The following is a 21,053-nucleotide window of genomic DNA, read 5'->3' as shown; positions in this document are numbered from 1 at the left end:
ATATTGGCCACGCGAAGCCGCTAGGGTATGGCAATACCTCTCAGCGGCGTTCGTGCAAACCGTCGCTATTCGTCCGGGAACTCAGCGATGAAATGTTCCACGTCGTTCACCATGGATTCGGTGCCGACAAAGAACGGGCAGCGCTGGTGCAATTTCTCCGGCACAATATCAAGAATACGGCGTGCGCCATCGCTGGCTTTACCGCCTGCCTGTTCTGCCAGGAATGCCATCGGATTGCATTCGTACAGTAAGCGCAGTTTTCCTTTCGGATAGCTTGCGGTGCTCGGATACAAGTAGATGCCGCCTTTCAGCAGGTTACGGTGAAAATCCGCCACCAGTGAGCCGATATAGCGCGAGGTGTAAGGACGCTGCGTGGCTTCATCCTGTTCCTGGCAATACTTGATGTATTTCTTCACACCTTGCGGGAATTTGATGTAGTTCCCTTCGTTAATCGAGTACATGTTCCCTTTTTCCGGGAAATGCACACGCTCGTGCGACAGGCAGAAAACGCCCAGGGAAGGATCATAGGTAAAGGCATGCACGCCGTGACCGGTGGTATACACCAGCATGGTTGAAGAACCGTACACGATATACCCTGCTGCCACCTGTTTGTTACCCGGTTGCAGGAAATCGGCTTCCGTAACCGGCGTACCCAACGGGGTAATACGACGATAAATGGAGAAGATGGTGCCAACAGATACGTTAACATCAATGTTGGAAGAACCATCCAGCGGATCCATTAACACCACATATTTGGCATTTAGACCACGGTCGCCTTCAAAAACGACGATCTCATCTTCTTCTTCGGAGGCAATCCCCGCTACTTCACCACGCGCTTTCAGTGCCGCTTTCAGTTTTTCATTGGCATACAGATCCAGCTTCATCTGCACTTCGCCCTGAACGTTCGACACGCCGCTGGTTCCCAGGATATCAACCAATCCAGCTTTGTTGATATCACGGTGAATAATTTTGGCGCCAAGTTTGAGTGCGGACAACAGCGCGGTCAGTTCACCGGTTGCGTGAGAGAAATCGTGCTGTTTTTCGACGATAAATTCGCCTAACGTTTTCATAACACTATTCCAGAATCTACGAATGAAAAGCGGTTTCAATTTTCACCGCTCATGTTTGCGCATGCAGTGTAGCCCAAACAGAAAGCCGCACCTAGTCAAATCCATTTCTTATGCGTAATCCAGGCGCTAGAATACGCGAAGACTTTCAGGAACTGATGGAAAATGTATGCGTATTCATATTTTGGGCATCTGCGGCACCTTTATGGGCGGTTTGGCACTGCTCGCGCGTTCACTGGGACATGAGGTTACCGGTTCGGATGCCAACGTCTATCCTCCGATGAGCACGTTGCTGGAAGAACAAGGCATCAGCCTCATTCAGGGATATGATCCCGCACAGCTAGACCCTGCGCCAGATTTGGTGATCATCGGCAACGCCATGAGCCGCGGCAACCCCTGCGTTGAAGCGGTGCTGGAAAAAAACATTCCCTACGTCTCTGGGCCGCAGTGGCTGCATGACGCCGTGCTGCGTGAACGCTGGGTGATTGCCGTTGCGGGCACACACGGTAAAACCACCACTGCCGGAATGGTAACCTGGATTCTGGAAGCCTGCGGCTACCAGCCCGGATTCGTCATCGGCGGGGTACCCGGCAACTTCACCGTTTCTGCCCGTCTGGGCGGCGGCACCTTTATGGTAGTGGAAGCCGACGAATATGACTGTGCGTTCTTCGACAAACGTTCGAAATTCGTGCACTACGCGCCGCGCACGCTGATTCTTAACAACCTGGAATTCGATCATGCCGATATCTTTGACGATCTGAAAGCCATTCAGAAACAGTTCCACCATCTGGTTCGCCTGGTGCCGGGGACTGGAAAAATTATAATACCTGACAATGACTTACACCTTAAGCAGGTGATCGGCATGGGCTGTTGGAGCGAGCAGGAACTGGTGGGCGACGACGGTGTGTGGAACGCGAAGAAGGTCACGACCGATGCCAGTGAATTTCAGGTTTATCTGAATGATGAGTGGGTCGGCGAAGTGCGCTGGAAGCTGGTGGGCGAGCACAACATGCACAACGCGCTGATGGCCATCGCGGCGGCGCGCCATGTCGGCGTACCCGCGGCCGAAGCTTGCCGTGCGCTGGGTGGGTTTATTAACGCCCGTCGCCGCCTGGAACTACGCGGTACCGTCAACAATATCAGCGTCTATGACGATTTTGCGCACCACCCGACGGCGATTCTCGCCACGCTGGCGGCATTACGCAGTAAAGTGGGTGGAACGGCACGCATTCTGGCCGTGCTGGAGCCGCGCTCAAACACCATGAAAATGGGGGTTATCAAGAATGAGCTGGCGCCGTCATTAGGGCGTGCTGACGAGGTATTCCTGTTCCAGCCGCAGCATATTCCGTGGCAAGTGGTTGAAGTGGCTGATGCCTGTGTGCAGCCGGCACACTGGAGCGCGGATATCGACACGCTGGTCGAGATGATGGCCAAAACCGCTCAACCGGGCGATCATATTCTGGTGATGAGTAACGGTGGGTTCGGGAATATTCACAACACACTGTTGGCAGCGTTGGAGAAGAAAGCGGCATCCGCTCAGGGTGAAAGCGACGCGCTGTAAAATACAACAAAAAAGGACGGTTTCCCGTCCTTTTTTCGTTTATGCGCGTAGTGTTATTTACGCATCAAACGGATCGCGCAGGATCATGGTTTCGCTACGGTCAGGACCGGTGGAGATAATATCAACCGGCACTCCGGTGACTTCTTCCACGCGCTTGATGTAGTCCAGCGCAGCCTGCGGCAGTTTGCTGTGATCTTGCACACCGAAGGTGCTTTCCGTCCAGCCTGGCAGGGTTTCATAGATAGGCTCGATGCCTTCCCAACCTTCAGCCGCCAGCGGCGTCACATCCACTTCGTCGCCGTTCAGCATACGATAGCCAACGCAGATCTTCACTTCTTTCAGACCATCCAGCACGTCCAGTTTGGTCATGCAGAAACCGGACAGGGAGTTGATCTGTACCGCACGGCGCACAGCAACCGCATCCAGCCAACCGGTACGGCGACGACGGCCAGTGGTTGCACCAAACTCGTTGCCTTTCTGCGACAGATGTTCACCAACATCATCAAACAGTTCGGTAGGGAATGGACCTGCACCCACGCGGGTAGAGTAAGCTTTGACGATACCCAGCACGTAATCCACGTAACGCGGCCCCAGGCCAGAACCGGTAGCAACGCCGCCCGCCGTGGTGTTAGAGGAGGTGACGTACGGATAGGTACCGTGATCAATGTCCAGCAGCGTGCCTTGCGCGCCTTCGAACATCACCAGATCGCCACGTTGATGCGCTTTGAACAGCAGATCGGAGACATCCACCACCATAGCAGTGAGAATATCGGCAATCGCCAGCACGTCATCCAGCACTTTCTGGTAGTCCACCGCTTCCACTTTGTAATAGTTAACCAACTGGAAGTTATGGTACTCGACGATCTCTTTCAGTTTGACGGCAAACGTCTGCTTGTCGAACAGATCGCCCACGCGCAAACCACGACGTGCCACTTTATCTTCATACGCCGGGCCGATACCACGACCGGTAGTACCGATAGCTTTCTCGCCACGTGCTTTTTCGCGCGCGTTATCCAACGCAACGTGATAAGGAAGAATCAGCGGACAAGCTTCTGAAAGCAGCAGACGTTCGCGTACCGGAACACCGCGCGCTTCCAATGCGGTCATCTCTTTCATCAATGCATCAGGGGCCAGCACAACACCGTTACCGATGATGCTAACCACGTTTTCACGCAGGATGCCAGAGGGGATTAAGTGGAGGACGGTTTTCTCACCGTTGATAACCAGAGTGTGACCAGCATTGTGACCACCCTGGTAGCGCACAACATACTTAGCCCGTTCAGTCAGCAGGTCAACGACCTTGCCTTTACCTTCGTCACCCCATTGGGTGCCCAGTACGACGACGTTCTTACCCATTTCAAGAATCACCAGGTTGCTTAAAAATGGATTCTATCATCTCACTTGGTTGCTTTCAGTACTTTTAGCATACTTTTGCGCACATTTTTTGAGACCATTTAGCTTCCCGCGCGATGACGCAACATGTAGTAGATCACAATGCCGGCAACCACTAATCCACCGCCACAACGGCGTAAAATCGTGTCTGGCTGCTGCGCCATTGCCAGAATAATGCGCCGCCAAATACGAGGAAACAGCAGCGGCCCCAGCCCTTCCACAATCAAGACCAGGCCCAGTGCCAGCCAAATGGTGATACTCATACCCACTCCAATGGAAAATTTTGCCATTAAAAAAGCCCGTATAACCATACGGGCTTTTGGTGAAAAACGGTAAGACTAATCAGCGTGCAAGCGAGGTCGCGGGTGAACGCATATAGCGGAAGAAATCGCTGTCCGGGCTCAGCACCATTACGTCCTGGTTGTCGTTGAAGCTGGCTTCATAGGCACGCAGGCTACGGATAAAGGCATAGAAGTTCGGATCTTCGCTAAACGCGTTGGCAAACAACCGGGCCGCTTCCGCATCCCCTTCACCGCGCATGATCAGCGCTTCACGTTCCGCTTCGGCCAGGGTGCGCGTCACCAAATAATCTGCCGCCGCTTTCAGTTTCTCAGCCTGTTCCTGACCTTGAGAACGGTGACGACGGGCAACCGCTTCACGTTCTGCACGCATACGGGCGAAGATCGCATCCGACACTTCCGTCGGCAGGTTGATCTGCTTGATACGCACATCGATCACTTCAATACCGAGAGCCGCCATACTGTTCGGGTTGATATGCGGCTGTGCACCCTTGGTCTCTTGCTCCACGCGTGCAGCAGCAGAGGCAATGGCACTATCCGCTTCGGTGGTTTCACCGGTACCGGTATTCAGCGCATCACGCACGTCCAACATCAGTCGACCGCGGGAATCGGTAACAATACCGCGCACGTCCAAACGACCGATTTCAGAACGCAAGCGGTCACTGAACTTACGTTTGAGCAGCACTTCTGCCTGAGAAATATCACCACCGCCCGTTGCCAGGTAGTAGCGGCTGAAATCACTGATACGCCATTTGATGTAAGAATCCACGATCAGGTCTTTCTGCTCCGAAGTGATGAAGCGATCAGCCTGGTTTTCCATGGTCTGAATGCGCGCATCCAGCATCTTCACGGTATCAATAAACGGTACTTTAAACTGCAAGCCTGGCACATAGATAACAGGCTTGTTCTCATCATCGCGCAATACTTTGCCAAAGCGCATCACAATGCCGCGCTGGCCTTCCTGCACCACAAACATTGAGGCATACAGCGCCATCAGCACCAGGACGAGGATAAAAACGATAGACTTACGCATTATTATTCTCTCCCAAAATCACGCTGCGCGTTTGCGCGACGCTGGTCCATGACGGTTCCACCCGTGCTGGTACGGGTTTGTCCGGTGGTTGCTCCGTTGTTGTTCGGTGCAGAGGGCAGACGCATCGGCGCAGCCGTCGTGTTACTGGTGGCGTTACCGCTAGCATTGCCTGTCTGACCGCGCATCAGTTGATCCAACGGCAGCACCATCAGGCTGTTGCCTTTGTCATTAACCAACACTTTCCGGGTATGTCCCAGTACGCGCTCCATGCTTTCGATATACAGACGTTCGCGGGTAATTTCTGGCGCGGCTTTGTATTCCGGCAGAATCTTGGCAAAACGCGCCACTTCACCCTGCGCTTCAAGCGTGATGCGCGCGCGATAAGCACGAGCCTCTTCCAGCACACGCTGTGCCTGACCGTTCGCACGCGGTTGCACTTCGTTGGCGTAGGCTTCGGCCTCACGAATGTATTGCTGTTCGTTCTCGCGTGCCGCGATAGCGTCATCAAACGCGGCTTTCACTTCCTCCGGCGGACGCGCCGCCTGGAAGTTAACGTCCAACAGGGTTAACCCCATGTTGTACGGACGAATGGTTTCTTCCAATACGCGTTGCGTGTCAGTACGCACGATGGAGCGTCCCTCAGTGAGGATTTTGTCCATGGTGTATTTACCGATAACGCCGCGCAGGGCGCTGTCGGTGGCCTGACGCAGACTGTCATCGGCATTGGTCACGCTAAACAGATAGCGCTCAGGCTCTGTGACACGATACTGAACGTTCATCTCTACGCGCACCACGTTTTCATCGGACGTCAACATCACGCCCGAGGTGGCCAATTCACGCACCGATTCCACGTTTACCGCACGCACCGAGTCGATAAATGTCGGTTTCCAGTTCAGACCCGGCCCTACCAGGTGGCTGAACTTGCCAAAGCGTGTCACTACACCGCGCTCGGCTTCACGGATGGTGTAAAAGCCGCTCGCCGCCCAAATCACCACGGCAGCTACCGCGACAATACCCACGACCCGGCCACCCAGACCGCTGCCAGAGGTGCCGCCGCCGTTACCTGAATTCCTGCTTCCGCCCAGTTCGCCCAGCTTTTTGCTCAGCTTGCGGAAGATATCATCCAGATCGGGAGGACCCTGATCCCGGCCGCCTTTATTATTGTTTCCGCCAGAGTTGCCGCCTTGATTATTGCTGCTCCCCCACGGGTCGCGGTCCTGTCCGTTATTACCGGGCTGATTCCACGCCATGTTTTAGCTCCATTCTTTTATGATTGGTGTTCTTCAGGTTCAATATCCCAGAGTCCGCAGAACCGTGCCGAGACTGACCAACAGGTCAGTCTCAAACCACATAATCCGCGAGTTCTTGCTCTTGTTTGCAAAGACGACGCCAGTCCACCATCGGCATACGCACGATAAGCCCCATGCGGCCGTCTTCCTCAATCCATTCTTTTTCTATTGCCTGAAGCTGGTAAAAACGACTACGAAGGCGTCCTGCCTGCGGAGGAAGGCTCAGAGAATAATGTGCGATGTCCCCTGATAGCCGCTCCGTCAATGCCTGAAATAACAACGAAATCCCGTCACCCGTCTGAGCAGAAAGCCATACCCTGACCGGCACATTCTCTTCGTTGCGATCGATACGCGGAACGAAACCGTCCAGCATGTCGATTTTGTTCATCACGAGCAGTACAGGAATCTCATCAGCCTCGATTTCTGCCAACACCTCGTTTACCGCTGCAATATTCTCGTCGATACGAGGATCGGCAGCGTCCACTAAGTGCAGCAACAACGACGCCTGCCGCGTTTCCTGCAATGTCGCTTTAAACGCCGCCACCAAATCGTGCGGCAAGTGACGAATAAATCCTACGGTATCGGCCAACACCGTGTCCCCGACATCCACAACATTAATCCGTCGCAGCGTAGGATCCAGTGTGGCAAACAACTGATCGGCAGCATAAACACCTGCAGCTGTCATTTCGTTAAACAGGGTGGATTTTCCGGCGTTGGTATAGCCCACCAGCGCAACCGTAGGCACATCCGCACGCGTTCGGGCACGACGCCCTTGTTCACGCTGCTTCTCCACGCGCTCAAGGCGAGAGAGGATCTGGCTAATACGGTTACGCAACAAGCGACGGTCGGTTTCGAGCTGGGTTTCACCCGGCCCACGCAGGCCAATCCCCCCTTTCTGACGCTCAAGGTGCGTCCATCCCCTCACCAAACGTGTGGCAAGGTGACGCAACTGCGCCAGTTCAACCTGCAATTTCCCCTCGTGGGTACGCGCACGCTGGGCAAAAATATCCAGAATCAATCCGGTTCTGTCGATAACACGGCATTCGCACAAACGCTCAAGGTTACGCTCCTGAGCAGGCGTCAGCGCATGATTGAACAGCACAACAAAGGCATCGGTGGCTTTCACCGCCTGTGCAATTTCTTCCGCCTTGCCTTCACCCACAAAATATTTGGAGTGCGGTGCCTTGCGGCTACCGGTGATCACCTGCAATGACTCGATACCGGCGGAGGAAACCAGAGATTCAAACTCCAGCAAATCGTCCGTATCTCTGTCTTGCGAAAAATAAATATGAACCAATACGGCCCGTTCACCGGCTTCATAACGGTCAAACAAACGTGCAACCTCTCAAACAAACGAAAAACACCCTGGTGGCAAGCGCTAGCGATGTGTACAAGCTCCCCATCGGGGTGAAAGCGCAATACGCGTTATTCCGCGTCATCACTATCCTGCGCCGACGACTGCTGATTTGCAGACGAACCACCATGGTAGTTGCTGGTGCCAGGGTTATTGCTGTGATGAGAAACCGGACGAGACGGCACCACGGTGGAGATAGCGTGCTTATACACCATCTGGCTAACCGTGTTTTTCAACAAGATAACGAACTGATCGAAAGACTCGATCTGGCCCTGCAACTTGATACCATTCACCAAATAAATAGAAACCGGAACACGTTCGCGACGCAGCGCGTTCAGGAACGGGTCTTGCAAAGATTGCCCCTTAGCCATTCTATATTTTCCTTATTTGCTTGTTGTTTGTAACAAAGAACCCCAAGGCTCTAAAATAATGATGTAAAAAACTTGTGCGCTGAGACTCGCCAATTGTACACAATCGGCCACCCTATGCACTAACTATGCGCGTATAATAAACCCGCACATCAAGGTGCCTGTACCACCGCCATCACACGTTCAAACGCATCCTGCGGTTTTTCACTGTCCAACCAATGAACGCCGTCCCAACCGCGCAGCCAGGTCATTTGACGCTTCGCCAACTGACGTGTCGCACAGATACCACGGAACACCATCTCATCGTAATCATACTCGCCGGATAAATATGACCACATCTGGCGATAACCAACGCAACGAACAGACGGCAAATCCTGATGTAAATCGCCCCGGGCAAAGAGCGAACGGACTTCCGTCTCAAATCCTGCCGCCAGCATCTGCTGAAAACGCAACGCAATGCGTTCGTGCAACAGCTCGCGCGTCACCGGTGCAATGGCAAACTGATGCACACGGTAAGGCAACGCCTCACCCGCTGTTTTTGTCAGCTCTGTTAAAGTGTTACCTGAAACGAAAAAAACTTCCAGTGCCCGACACAGTCTCTGCGGATCATTTGGATGAATCCGAGCCGCTGCAACGGGATCAATCTCACACAATTGGCGGTGAAGCGCTTCCCACCCTTGCTCACGCGCCTGCGCTTCGATGCGCTGGCGCACGGCCATGTCGGCTGACGGCAACGGTGACAACCCCTCCAGCAGCGCCTTGAAGTACAGCATGGTTCCCCCCACCAACAGGGGAATGCGCCCGGCAGCGGTAATTTCCGCCATCTCCCGCAACGCATCGCGGCGAAAATCCGCGGCAGAATAAGCCTGCGTCGGATCAAGAATATTGATCAGACGGTGCGGCGCCTGCGCCAGCTCCTCAGCGCTGGGTTTGGCACTGCCGATATCCATTCCTTTATAGATAAGGGCGGAGTCCACACTAATCAACTCAACGGGCAACGATTGTCGCAACGCCATCGCCAGCGCAGTTTTTCCTGAAGCCGTCGGTCCCATGATAAAAATCGCCGGGGGAAGGGGCGCGCTCGATAATTCAGTCATACTTTCAAAGCCTTAATGGCATCTTCCACGCTAACCCGCTGCAACAGCGATGCGGGCGGCTGTTTCGCCAGCCCCGGACAAAGTCGCTCTATTTCCGTCAACAGTTGTATCGCCTGCGCCTGGCTCCAACGCTCGTGGTCGCTGTGCAGTTGTTCCGACAACCAGGTCGCCAGTTGCTCAGCCGTGCATGCAGGTTGCAGCGCAAGATAGCCTAACAGTTCAGAGATCAAGTTTTGTAAATTTTGTTGGCGCAATGGTAAAGGTACAGCGCGCAGTAGCGCTCTCTGAGACTCCAGCGCGATATCGATACCAAACTGTGCCAATAACGCCTGATGATGCAGCAGCGCTTCGCGTTCATTTTTTTCCACGGTCAAACGCTGTGGAATCAATAATGGCTGAGGACGCAACCCTTGTTCCGGCGGTAACAGCTGCGCGCGCTTGAGGTAACGCTCGGCGTGCGTCAGTGACACCATCGCCAACCCGTGCTGATATTCCACCAGCGCGAAGCTGGGCGGAAATACAGTTAACAGACGGCCAAAGCCTTGCGTCACGCTGGCCGGTTCAAAATCCGGCACAGCTGCCGCCACGGCGGTGTTGTTGGGTTCTTGAACCGCCTCCGCGACCGATGCGGGTTTCAAGAGGGTCTGGTAAAGCTCACCCTGCTTTTTCTGATAGGGCGCGCCAGCATTGGGCATAGGTCCCCGCCCTTGTGTTTGAGCACCGCGTGACTGATAGGCCGGGGCACTCTCCTTCATCTGGCGTGTAGGAACGCTTGCTGCTTGCGGCGGTGCATGCTCCACAGGGCGTGCGGGCTGCGCAAACTGGTTTTCTCCTGCGGCGATACGAGTTTCCGGCTGCCACGCGATGGCCTCGGTTGCCGCGTCAAAGGCCACCGTCGCCAACGGCAGCTCAGACGCCTGCTGTAATACACTCACCACCGCCTGATAGATAAAATCGTGCACCAGACGCGACTCATGGAAACGCACTTCGTGCTTAGCCGGATGCACATTGACATCAACCTGATGCGGATCCACTTCGAGAAACAGCAGGTAGGCGGGCTGCTGTTCACCGTGCAAACTGTCCTGGTAGGCCTGACGGATAGCGTGATTGATGAGCCGATCGCGCATCATGCGTTGATTGACATAGCAATACTGCATGTCGGTCAGTTGCTTTGCGCCCTCGGGATCGACCACCCAGCCGTGAATGGATAAATCGCCGTGCTGCCAGGAAATACGCAGCGCGTGTTGCAAAAACAGCGGCCCACAAATGCTGCCGACGCGGCGTTCATGCTGTGAGGCGTCCGACGCGGCACGGTATTGGCGGATCGTTTTACCATTATGGTTGAGGGTGATCGCCACATCGAAGCGCGCCAGCGCGATGCGGCGCACCACTTCATCGATATGTGCGAATTCTGTCTTTTCTGTGCGCATGAATTTGCGCCGCGCGGGGGTGTTGTAAAATAGATCGAGCACTTCCAGCGTGGTACCCACCGGGTGTGCCGCCGGTTTTACCGTCACCGCCATATCACGGCCTTCCGCATAGGCCTGCCATGCTTCATTCTGATCCGCCGTGCGGGACGTCAGCGTTAAGCGCGAAACCGAACTGATACTCGCCAGCGCCTCGCCGCGAAAACCCAGGCTGATGATCGCTTCGAGATCGTCCAGCGTGGCAATTTTGCTGGTCGCATGACGTGCCAGCGCTAAGGCCAGATCGTCTTTGCCAATTCCTGTGCCGTTATCACGAATCCGAATACGTTTTGCCCCGCCGCGATCGATATCAATATCAATTCGGGTCGCCCCGGCATCGAGACTGTTCTCCACCAGTTCCTTCACCACAGAAGCAGGGCGTTCCACCACTTCTCCGGCGGCAATCTGGTTAGCCAGTTGGGGAGGCAAAACCTGAATCGGCATGCGAGTTCCTCTGTTATTGACGCACGCGCGTCGCGAACGGCATCAGGCTGACGGGATAATCAGCGTCTGCCCAAGTTGTACCGTGCCGGACGTCATGTCATTGGCACGTTGGATCTCCTTCATACTTACACCATATCGCATGGCAATGGCACTCAGGCTATCTCCTTTTACCACTTTATGTTTGACCGGAACGGCGGTACGCGGTACCGGGGCCGTCGATGTGCGAGCCCCCGCCGGGATACGCAACTTCTGCCCCACCCAGACGCCGTCTTTTTTCAGATTATTCTCACTACGCAATGCCGCCATACTGACGCCGTAACGCGCTGCAATACCCGAAAGAGACTCACCGCGCGCCACAGAATGGTGCGTAACCGCGGTACTACTGGATGCCGAGGTTATGGGCGTCCCAGCCTTACGGTTGACCGGCTGTACGACCGGTCGGTTTTCCTGCTTTGGGACGGATTGTACTGGATGCGCCTGGAAATAGCTGCGCAACCCCCGGTAGATCGCTGTGGCGATTTTATCCTGATAATCGCTGCTTCCCAGCAGACGCTCCTCGGTCAGGTTGCTGATAAAGCCCGTTTCCACCAGCAACGAGGGAATATCCGGCGAGCGCAGTACACCCAGGCTGGCGTGCTCCGGGCGGCGTTTGTGCAACGACCCGACGCGCTGCATTTCCTGCAACACTTTGACCGCCACGTCATAACCGACGCGCTGAGAGTGACCGAACTGCAAATCCAGCACTGCCTGACTCAGGTAAGGATCGGCACTGTTGTTTGCCAGCAGATCCCCTGCGCCACCCAGCAGTTCCGACTGCTTCTCGTGTTGTTCCAGCCAGTTGGCCATCTCACTGTTAGCACGCCGGTTGGAGAGCACCCATACGGAAGCGCCGGAAGCCCCACGGTTTGGCGCGGCATCCGCGTGAATGGAGACCAGCAGGTTGGCACCTTGCTTGCGCGCCACATCGGAGCGTCCCATGACAGAGACAAAGTAATCGCCGTCACGCGTCATCACGCCTTTAAAATTAGGATCGCTATTAAGCAGGGTGTGCAATTTGCGCCCAATCGCCAGCGTCACGTTTTTCTCGCGCAAGCCAGAAGGCCCAATGGCACCGGGGTCCTGTCCACCGTGTCCGGCATCAATGGCGACGATCACCGGTTCGCTGGCACCGCCAGAACGCGGCGTTGCTGCACGCGCTGAGGCATTGCTGTTCACCACCACGGTAGGTTTGTTGTTAAACGGATTACCACCCGATTCAACCGGTGCCGTGTTACGGGTTTCACGCGTCACGGGAGCCGCTGTCGGCGCTTTAGCCACCTTCGCTTTCTGCTGACCGGCAACGGTAAACACCACGTTAAAGCCGGCGCCAGCTTTCTGTGTCGAAGCGCGCGTTTTGGCCGGTTGGGTCAAATCCAGCACCAGTCGCAGGCTCTGTGCATCCTTCGCCTGGCTGGTACGAATGCGTTTGATAATGTTTTGCCCACTGAACTCCAGCGGCAACCCTTGAACCACACCAGTCTGCCGGATGTCGATCACCACCCGATCCGGGTTGTTTAGCGGGAAAAAGGCATAGATTGGCTGTCCGCTGAAATTCAGGCTGACCGTTGCCTGATTATCACCGTTTTCCACCTTGATATCAGAAAGGTTGGCGGCCCAACCCGTACTGGCCAGCAGCAGCCCAGCCCACATCACCAGAGCGAGCACGCGTTTCATCATGGCGTTTCACTCTCCGGCAGAGAAGGAATCTGCGCCAGAATATGTTCACCCAGCGCCGATATGGCAATCAGCTGCGCATGCCGCCCTTGCGCTTCATAGTTCAGATGCACTTCAAGATCGGCACTGGGGAGAATACCGTCTCCCTGCTGCGGCCACTCAATCAGGCAGATGGCATCCTGCGTCACGTAGTCGCGGATCCCCATAAACTCTAGCTCTTCAGGATCTGCCAGACGGTAAAGGTCAAAATGATACACCGCCAGCGGTGACAGCGCGTACGGCTCGACCAGCGTATACGTGGGGCTTTTCACATTGCCCTGGTGACCGCGTGCCTGAAGGAAACCACGACTGAACGTGGTTTTACCGGCACCCAGATCGCCAAAAAGATAAATACTGCATGCGCTGTCACAGGCCTGCGCCAACGATGCCCCTAATGCGATGGTAGCTGCCTCATCCGGCAGCGGAAAATCTACTTTTTTCATTCTGTCTTTTCTAAGGGTATCCACTCAGGATTAACATAGCGGGACAATACTGGCATCAAATCGGTTGCCAACATCCCTCGCGTGCCGTGCTGCTCAGCCAGCGCATCGGCCGCTGCACCGTGCACCACGCAGCCTGCGCAAGCTGCCGCATAGCGTGACAATTTTTGTCCAAGCAATGCGCCAATAATACCAGACAATACGTCGCCCATACCGCCGCTCGCCATGCCAGGATTGCCGACGTCAGCCAGCGCCAGCGCATCAGACTCATCGGCAATCACGGTACCTGCACCTTTTAGCACGACCGTACCGCCATAGCGTTGTACCAGTTTCCGGGCAGCAAGTAAGCGATCACTTTCAATCTCAGCCACTCGGCAATTCAGCAGGCGGGCCGCTTCCCCCGGATGTGGGGTTAAAATACGATTTTGACGTTTAAAAGGGCTCATTGCCAGCAGGTTTAGCGCATCCGCATCCCATAGCATGGGTTTGTTACAATTTTCCACGGCGCGCAGGGCGCTTTTCGCCCAGCTATCTTGCCCCAGTCCCGGCCCAATCACCACCACGTCGGCCCAGTCAAGTCCTTCACGCAGCGTGGTATCACTCAGCGCGTGCACCATCAGTTCCGGGCGCGCCATCAGCAGCGCCGCGGCGTATTGCGTGTGAGTGAGTACTCGCACCAATCCCGCACCGCTGCGCAATGCGGCTTCTCCCGCCATCGCAATCGCCCCGCCCATCCCGGCATTGCCCCCCACCAGCAGCAATCGACCGTGTTCGCCTTTGTGCTCCAGCGGCGAACGCGGCGTTAGCCAGCCCGGTAAATGTTCACGGGATAAACGTCGCATCGGCGCGGGATGCTGCTGCAACCAGGTGGACAGGCCCAAATCCGCATAGTGTAACGCACCGACACAAGCGCGCGCCCTGCCCGTTAACAGCCCGGGTTTTAGCGCAATAAAGGTAACGGTGCAGGCAGCAACGATCGCCTCTCCGGCACAGGCGCCAGTTTGCGCATTCAACCCGGAGGGAATATCCAGCGCCAGCACCGGCGCAGCGTGGGCATTAGCACGTGCGATCAACGCCTCATACGGGGCACGCGGCGCGGAGGATAACCCAGTCCCCAGCAGGCCGTCGATAATCAAATCGATTCCGTCAGGCCAGGGGTCGTCGGGCGTTAATGCCACATCCCCCGCCTTCTGCCATGTCGCGTAGGCACACTGCGCTTCCTCTGGCAGAGGCCGTGCAGACCGGCACGCGACCACGGTGGTGTCAATCCCTGCGGCGCGAGCCAGCGTAGCCACCACATAGCCATCGCCGCCGTTGTTACCCTGTCCGCACAGCACCAGCCAACGGCGCGCATTCGGGTAGCAGCGACGGGCATGTTGGTAAGCGGCTTCGCCGGCACGTTGCATCAACGCATAGAGCGTTATCCCCGTTTGCTGCGCGGCATCAGGCTCTTCGCGGCGCAGCCAATCGGGTGGATAAACGCGGTCTGGTAGCCTTCGCTGATGAGCAGGTACGGTATAGGGCATGAGTTCCTCCCGGGCAACATAAGCGCTTGTAGCAAAAACGAATAACGCATGGTTATCTTTATGTCTCAACTTAGCAAGGTCTGATACCGGTCGCCAGAAACCTATAGGGTAAATGTCGCATGGCATCGATGATCCTCAGCGCACAGACGTCCGTCAGTCGATGTGATAAAATAGCCGTGTTTATCTCTCCCAAATGGTTTCTCATGACTTATCCCTACGACCTTAACCAACTCGCCTACCTCATCAAACAGTGGGGACGTGAATTGGGCTTTCAGCAGGTAGGGATCTGCGATACCGATCTTTCCCATGAAGAACCACGGCTTCAGGCATGGCTGGATAAGCAGTATCACGGTGAAATGGCGTGGATGGCGCGCCACGGTATGCTACGCGCGCGCCCACATGAACTGTTGCCCGGCACGCTACGCGTTATCAGCGTGCGCATGAACTATCTGCCCGCCAAAGCGGCCTTTGCCAAGACCCTGAATAACCCGACGCTCGGTTATGTCAGCCGCTACGCGCTGGGGCGTGATTACCACAAACTGTTGCGTCAGCGGCTGAAAAAGTTGGGTGACCGGATACAGGAACATTGCGGCAGCCTGCAATTCCGCCCTTTCGTCGATTCCGCACCGATTATGGAGCGCCCGCTGGCGGCCAAGGCTGGGTTAGGTTGGGTGGGTAAACACTCGCTGATCCTCAATCGGGAAGCGGGATCCTGGTTTTTCCTCGGGGAACTGCTTATCGACCTGCCGTTGCCGGTCGATCAACCGCTGGAAGAACAGTGCGGACGCTGTGTCGCCTGCATGACAACCTGCCCAACGGGAGCCATCGTGGCACCGTACACCGTGGATGCCCGGCGCTGCATCTCCTACCTGACCATTGAGCTGGAAGGTGCCATTCCCGAAGCGTTACGTCCACTGATGGGTAACCGTATTTACGGCTGTGATGATTGCCAACTGATTTGCCCTTGGAACCGCTTTTCACAGTTGACCGATGAAGATGATTTTAGCCCGCGCGCCGCGCTGCATACGCCTGCGCTGCTGGACCTGTTTCAGTGGGATGAAGCGAAATTCCTGCGCATCACGGAAGGTTCAGCCATTCGCCGCATCGGTCACCAGCGCTGGCTGCGTAATATCGCCGTGGCGCTGGGGAATGCCCCCTATGAGGAAAATGTTGTGCCTGCTTTACAAGCGCGACTCGGGCAGAGCGCGCTGATCGATGAGCATATTCACTGGGCGATTGAACAGCAATTGGCACGCCGCGCCGCTCACGCTATCGACGTGCAGTTGCCACAGAAAAAACGGCTTATTCGTGCTATTGAAAAAGGATTACCGCGCGATGCCTGAAGTGTTTCCAGCCTGCCATATCATCCTGGCCCGCCCTGTGCATAAATATAAAACTCCTTGCCAATCAATCCGTGAAGAAAGTGCAAGTGATCGTCTTAACATTTTGATAAGTTATTTTTATCAATAAATATCAGCAAGATACAAATATACTTTTGACAATCTTGCCACAGATCATTTTATGCAGGCGAAGAGAAGCCTGTGGATAAGTCTGTTAAGAAAATTATGAGATTTTATATTACATGAAACGCAAAAGAGAGGAGTAAACACTTCGACACCTGCAAACGCGCTGAACAAAAAATAGCCTATTACGCGAGCGGGACGCAATTGTGGACTGGTTAGTCTCGGAGCACAAGCAATTTATCTTTCATCTGCGATTGAACGCCTAAAATATAATCACAGAAACGATCTTGCGCCACAGCAACGATCGATCATCGTCGATGGGATAACGCGCGCACCAAACGATCGCCGAACGATTGCACGCCCTGAACTAAAATCACCAGAACCACCACCGTACCCGCCATCACCTGATCGTTAAAACGCTGATAGCCATAGCGGATCGCCAAATCACCCAACCCACCGCCGCCGATCACGCCCGCCATGGAAGAGAACCCGATCAACAACACCACTGTTAACGTCACGCCGGCCAGAATGGTTGGCAGCGCTTCTGGCAGCAACACTTTACCGATCACGTGCCAGAGCGATCCCCCCATTGATTGGATCGCCTCAATACGTCCGCGATCTACCTCATCCAACGCATTTTCCACTACGCGGGAAAAAAAGGGAAAAGCCCCGATGGTGATCGGTACGATCGCCGCTGTACTTCCAAGCGTGGTGCCCACGATCAGTCGAGTCAGCGGGATCAGCGCAATCAACAACACCACAAACGGTAACGAGCGTCCCACGTTGATCACCGCGCCCAACCCCCGATTTAACCAAGACAAGGGCGCAACTCCGTCAGATCGCGTGATAAACAACACCACGCCCAACGGCAGGCCAATCAGCACGGTAAACAGCGCTGCCAGCCCCACCATGTACCCCGTCTCTAACGTGGCATTCCACATCAACGCAATAAACTCATCCCAGCTCAGGCGACCTTGCATAAGGCACTCCCCTCAATGATGCCGTGACGGCGAAGAAACGCCTGTTCTGCCGCATAATCGGGCAGCAACGCGCTACGCAGTTGGGAATCAGGCGCCGCAAGCAACGTCGACAGCGCCCCGCTTTCCACAATCTGGCCTTGCTCCATTAGCGCCGCGTGATCGCAAATGGCTTTTACCACCGCCAGTTCGTGCGTGATCAACACGATCGTCACACCTAACTGACGGTTAGTGTCTGCCAGCAGCGCCAGCACCGATGCCGTGGTTTCAGGATCGAGCGCGCTGGTCGCCTCGTCGCACAGCAAATAGCTCGGCTTTGCCGCCAACGCACGCGCAATACCGACACGCTGTTGCTGCCCACCGGATAACTGCGAGGGGAAGGCGCGCGCTTTGTCACTGAGTCCCACCCATTCCAGCAACGCACTGACTCGCGCTTCTCGCTCGTGACGCGCAACCCCGGCTATCTCAAGCGGAACAGCGACGTTGTCCTGCACATTACGCGCATGCAGCAAGTTGAAGTGCTGAAAAATCATGCTGGTGCGCAACCGGTGTTGGCGCAACGCCCGTGAAGAAAGTGACGTAATCTCTTCGCCATCCACCACAATCCGGCCCGATGAGGGCCGTTCCAGCAGGTTAAGACAGCGCAGCAGAGAGCTTTTGCCCGCGCCACTGCGCCCCAAAATGCCATAAACAGAACCCTCGGGAATCGTCAGCGACACGTCATCCAATGCCGGACGATCGCACCCTGGGTAACATTTTCCCACGTGTTCAATGACGATCATGGCTTCTGGCTCGCCACCGGGATCACCGAACCGTTATAGCGCTGCGTAATAAAATCAGCGATCGCCTTGGATTCCAGATCGGCGGCCAGCTTTTTAATGCGCGGATCGTTTTGCAAAGCAGGCGTCGTCACCAATATGTTGGCATAGGGGTTATGCTCTGCGCGTTCTAATCCCAGCGCATCTTTGGCCGGAACCAACCCCGCTTCCAGCGCATAATTGCCATTGATCACCGCTAGATCGACATCGTCCAGCGAACGCGGGATCTGCGCCGCTTCCACTTCCTTGATCTTCAGTTTCTTCGGGTTTTCCGCGATATCTTTCGGCGTTGCCTGATCCTTGGCCGGATCGCTGTAGCCCGGTTTCAGTTTCACCAGACCCTGACTTTGTAATAAATACAGCGCGCGGCTGAGGTTGGTGACATTGTTCGGTACGGCCACCGTGCCGCCTTCCGGCACCTCGCTAAAGCTTTTGTGCTTACGTGAGTAAATACCCAACGGTTCCACATGCACGGTAGCGGCGACAACAAACTGTTTCCCCAACGCTTTTTCCTGATCGCGCAGATAGGGAACGTGTTGGAAATAGTTGGCATCCACATCGCCATGCGCCAGCAGTTCATTGGCGTTTACACCACTGGTCAGTTCGATCACTTTCAGGGTGTTCTGTGGATCAATTTTCTGCACCTGCGCCAGGATCTCACTGTGGGGTACGGGATCGGCAGCCACGCGCAACGCCTGCGACGCGGAGGCAGAGAAGGTCACGCTAACGGCTAATGCAACACTGCTAACAAAAAATGCGACACGCTTGTTCATACAGGCTTCCTTTTATCGCTTCGTTTTAGGTATTGGGGTTTATGCCTGCCGCAAAGGCAGAGACAGAAAAGCGTCAGTGAGCGGCGTGTTCCGCTTTCGCTACCACATCGGCGTAATAACGCTGTGCAACATCAGGATGCGAACGCAGTCGCCCTTTCAGGTAGTTCCAACCCACATCACGCAACAACGGATTGTGCGGATCGCTGGAAGGCCCCTGTGCCAGACGCGCAACCTGCGGAGGCAGTTGATACACCGGTACCACCGCATCCAGCTGTGCACCGAGGAAAAAGGCGATAGAGAGACGCTCTTGCCCGACAGGCGGTGAAACCACACGGTGTACCGTGGCACGCAAATAGCCATTGGTCGCCAGCTCCAGCAGTTCACCGATATTCACGACAAAGGATCCCGGCAGCGGCGGCGCATCAATCCAACGATCGGGAGCCACTTCGACCTGTAAACCGGCCTGCTCATCCTGCAACAGGAAGCTCAGAAAGCCAGAGTCCTTGTGTGCGCCCACGCCTTGCTGGCTGCCCTGCGCCGATTGCCCCGGATAGCGAATCAGCTTGATATGTTCGTTAGGCCTTTCACCGTACAACGCATCAAAGGTGTGTGGCGCTAACGCCAGCGCCTCAGCAAAAGCACGCAGCAGTTGCTGGGCCATCGCAGTCATCGCTTGTTGCCAGGTCAGCAGCGTGGTTTTCAGTGTAGGCTGCGCGTCCGGCCACAAATTGGGGCCTTGTAACTGCCACCAACGCGGATCCTGTGGTGTCAATGGCAGGGCGGCGCGTTCAGCGCCAATGTCAAACTGCTCGCGCCAGTCGGGCTGGTTGCGCGTCAATTCGGCCCCGGCACGGTTGTAGCCGCGAAAATGGGGCGAATGGATCATGGCTACGCGCTGTTTTTCCTCATCAGGCAAGGCAAAGAAAGCGCGAGCCTGCTGCTGCAACTGCTGCTGTAGCGTTTCGGAAATACCGTGGTGAGTGAGATAAAAGAAACCGACATCGCGCGCGGCCTCATTGAGTGAGGTTAAAAACGTCCGCCGCTGCTCGGGGTTGCCGTGCTGGTGTGATAAATCAAGGAGAGGTAATCTGTTTATGATACTCATTGCGTACTCCATCAATTATTCCATGTTCAACCGGAAAATAAATGCAGGAGCCGCAACAACAACGATAGCCCGTCATGGTTCACCTCATCAGAAAGCGGAGTGATTTGAAAGCGTTCACCTGTACCAGCGCAACGCCCCAATCATCACAAGGTAAAGTAACCGATGTTTTTCGACATCTGATGCTATTAACCCTGAATTACAGCGACGGGTAAAATACAAAGAGTGGCAAAGTTAAGCAGCGCTTTAGCTATACCCTAAATAATTCGAGTTGCTGGAAGGCGGCAAGTGAAGGACAAATCTGTCTGGAACAGATTTGAACAGCGCCTGCGCTGGCCCGTAGGGTGAATCTCAGGGATGAGATTCATTTATCCCGATGAGCTTACTCAGGTAAGTGATTCGGGTGACAAATCTGCCTGGAGCAGATTTGAACGCCGCTTGCGGCGGCCTCGTAAGAGGTGAGGCCCAGGGATGGGCCGAATAACGAGCGCAGCCAACGCACCTGCAACGTGAAGTATGACGGGTATATGCGACCAACCTTGCCATGGTGGCGAGTGTGATAACCACATGTCACCCGGCATTGTCGGGAGACAACGCCCGATCTCGTGTAGGGCTACACCTGTTCCGACGGCGTAGCTAGCGCCGTCAACAATCGCTGGATATCCTGCGGCGTAGGCGTCTCACAGGTGAATAAAATGCGGTACATTAGCGGGGCAATAATGCGCTCAATGATCTGTTGCGCACTGGCAGGCACTTCCTGCCGCGCCAGTGCACGCTCGCGGATTACCTCCAACTGCTGCGCGGTGAAACCGGCACACTTGCCCGAGCTTTC

The 21,053-nt window shown here is 55.3% G+C and carries 19 protein-coding genes; 2 read left to right on the top strand and 17 right to left on the bottom strand.

Going from position 1 to position 21,053, the window contains the following annotated elements:
• Nucleotides 1-65 precede the first annotated feature (65 nt).
• Nucleotides 66-1,070, bottom strand: coding sequence for a class 1 fructose-bisphosphatase (gene fbp / locus K6K13_RS05350; protein WP_222159852.1), 1,005 nt, complete (start codon nucleotides 1,068-1,070; stop codon nucleotides 66-68).
• Nucleotides 1,071-1,236: 166 nt separating this feature from the next.
• On the opposite strand from fbp, the gene mpl reads away from it, so the two are divergent.
• Nucleotides 1,237-2,628, top strand: coding sequence for a UDP-N-acetylmuramate:L-alanyl-gamma-D-glutamyl-meso-diaminopimelate ligase (mpl, locus tag K6K13_RS05345; protein ID WP_222159851.1), 1,392 nt, complete (start codon nucleotides 1,237-1,239; stop codon nucleotides 2,626-2,628).
• Between the two features lie 57 nt (nucleotides 2,629-2,685).
• Here mpl and K6K13_RS05340 read toward each other — a convergent pair whose 3' ends face one another.
• The 11 genes from K6K13_RS05340 to nnr form a co-directional block, all read right to left on the bottom strand.
• Nucleotides 2,686-3,984: an adenylosuccinate synthase gene (locus K6K13_RS05340; RefSeq protein WP_222159850.1), complete on the bottom strand. Its 1,299-nt coding sequence runs from the start codon at nucleotides 3,982-3,984 to the stop codon at nucleotides 2,686-2,688.
• Nucleotides 3,985-4,082: 98 nt separating this feature from the next.
• Nucleotides 4,083-4,283: a DUF2065 domain-containing protein gene (locus K6K13_RS05335; protein ID WP_222159849.1), complete on the bottom strand. Its 201-nt coding sequence runs from the start codon at nucleotides 4,281-4,283 to the stop codon at nucleotides 4,083-4,085.
• A gap of 79 nt (nucleotides 4,284-4,362) precedes the next feature.
• Nucleotides 4,363-5,352, bottom strand: coding sequence for a protease modulator HflC (hflC, locus tag K6K13_RS05330; protein WP_222159848.1), 990 nt, complete (start codon nucleotides 5,350-5,352; stop codon nucleotides 4,363-4,365).
• A 2-nt stretch (nucleotides 5,353-5,354) separates the two neighbouring features.
• Nucleotides 5,355-6,602 (bottom strand): FtsH protease activity modulator HflK, encoded by a 1,248-nt coding sequence (gene hflK, locus K6K13_RS05325; protein WP_222159847.1) that lies wholly within the window; start codon nucleotides 6,600-6,602, stop codon nucleotides 5,355-5,357.
• A 91-nt stretch (nucleotides 6,603-6,693) separates the two neighbouring features.
• Nucleotides 6,694-7,974, bottom strand: a complete 1,281-nt coding sequence (gene hflX / locus K6K13_RS05320; RefSeq protein WP_222159846.1) for a ribosome rescue GTPase HflX — start codon at nucleotides 7,972-7,974, stop codon at nucleotides 6,694-6,696.
• A gap of 92 nt (nucleotides 7,975-8,066) precedes the next feature.
• Entirely contained in the window at nucleotides 8,067-8,366 is a 300-nt protein-coding gene (gene hfq, locus K6K13_RS05315; RefSeq protein WP_222159845.1) for an RNA chaperone Hfq, read from the bottom strand.
• 149 nt (nucleotides 8,367-8,515) lie between these two features.
• Entirely contained in the window at nucleotides 8,516-9,460 is a 945-nt protein-coding gene (gene miaA, locus K6K13_RS05310) for a tRNA (adenosine(37)-N6)-dimethylallyltransferase MiaA (RefSeq protein WP_222159844.1), read from the bottom strand.
• Nucleotides 9,457-11,370, bottom strand: a complete 1,914-nt coding sequence (mutL, locus tag K6K13_RS05305; protein ID WP_222159843.1) for a DNA mismatch repair endonuclease MutL — start codon at nucleotides 11,368-11,370, stop codon at nucleotides 9,457-9,459. The genes miaA and mutL overlap by 4 nt, the downstream gene beginning before the upstream one ends.
• 42 nt (nucleotides 11,371-11,412) lie before the next feature.
• The gene (amiB, locus tag K6K13_RS05300) at nucleotides 11,413-13,086 is read right to left on the bottom strand and encodes an N-acetylmuramoyl-L-alanine amidase AmiB (protein WP_222159842.1); all 1,674 of its coding nucleotides are present in this window, start codon (nucleotides 13,084-13,086) and stop codon (nucleotides 11,413-11,415) included.
• Nucleotides 13,083-13,565, bottom strand: coding sequence for a tRNA (adenosine(37)-N6)-threonylcarbamoyltransferase complex ATPase subunit type 1 TsaE (gene tsaE, locus K6K13_RS05295; protein WP_222159841.1), 483 nt, complete (start codon nucleotides 13,563-13,565; stop codon nucleotides 13,083-13,085). Before tsaE ends, amiB begins: the two co-directional genes overlap by 4 nt.
• Nucleotides 13,562-15,088: a bifunctional ADP-dependent NAD(P)H-hydrate dehydratase/NAD(P)H-hydrate epimerase gene (nnr, locus tag K6K13_RS05290; protein WP_222159840.1), complete on the bottom strand. Its 1,527-nt coding sequence runs from the start codon at nucleotides 15,086-15,088 to the stop codon at nucleotides 13,562-13,564. The genes tsaE and nnr overlap by 4 nt, the downstream gene beginning before the upstream one ends.
• 203 nt (nucleotides 15,089-15,291) lie before the next feature.
• Here nnr and queG point away from each other — a divergent pair, with 203 nt between their 5' ends.
• Nucleotides 15,292-16,431 carry a tRNA epoxyqueuosine(34) reductase QueG gene (gene queG / locus K6K13_RS05285; protein WP_222160974.1) on the top strand — a complete coding sequence of 380 codons (1,140 nt, stop codon included), beginning with the start codon at nucleotides 15,292-15,294 and terminating at the stop codon, nucleotides 16,429-16,431.
• 428 nt (nucleotides 16,432-16,859) lie between these two features.
• Here the strand turns inward: queG and K6K13_RS05280 are convergent, their stop codons facing one another.
• The 5 genes from K6K13_RS05280 to K6K13_RS05260 form a co-directional block, all read right to left on the bottom strand.
• The gene (locus K6K13_RS05280) at nucleotides 16,860-17,531 is read right to left on the bottom strand and encodes a methionine ABC transporter permease (RefSeq protein ID WP_222159839.1); all 672 of its coding nucleotides are present in this window, start codon (nucleotides 17,529-17,531) and stop codon (nucleotides 16,860-16,862) included.
• The gene (locus tag K6K13_RS05275; RefSeq protein ID WP_222159838.1) at nucleotides 17,516-18,310 is read right to left on the bottom strand and encodes a methionine ABC transporter ATP-binding protein; all 795 of its coding nucleotides are present in this window, start codon (nucleotides 18,308-18,310) and stop codon (nucleotides 17,516-17,518) included. Before K6K13_RS05275 ends, K6K13_RS05280 begins: the two co-directional genes overlap by 16 nt.
• Entirely contained in the window at nucleotides 18,307-19,119 is an 813-nt protein-coding gene (locus K6K13_RS05270; RefSeq protein ID WP_222159837.1) for a MetQ/NlpA family ABC transporter substrate-binding protein, read from the bottom strand. The genes K6K13_RS05275 and K6K13_RS05270 overlap by 4 nt, the downstream gene beginning before the upstream one ends.
• A 73-nt stretch (nucleotides 19,120-19,192) precedes the next feature.
• Nucleotides 19,193-20,224, bottom strand: a complete 1,032-nt coding sequence (locus tag K6K13_RS05265; protein WP_222159836.1) for an isopenicillin N synthase family dioxygenase — start codon at nucleotides 20,222-20,224, stop codon at nucleotides 19,193-19,195.
• 610 nt (nucleotides 20,225-20,834) lie between these two features.
• On the bottom strand, nucleotides 20,835-21,014 hold the full coding sequence (locus K6K13_RS05260) for a TetR family transcriptional regulator C-terminal domain-containing protein (protein WP_222159835.1): 180 nt from the start codon (nucleotides 21,012-21,014) through the stop codon (nucleotides 20,835-20,837).
• Nucleotides 21,015-21,053 lie beyond the last annotated feature (39 nt).

Source organism: Symbiopectobacterium purcellii, assembly GCF_019797845.1.
Classification (GTDB): Bacteria; Pseudomonadota; Gammaproteobacteria; order Enterobacterales; family Enterobacteriaceae; genus Symbiopectobacterium; species Symbiopectobacterium purcellii.
Note: the sequence above shows the minus strand (reverse complement) of the source record. Positions and strands in the feature narration are given on the sequence as shown.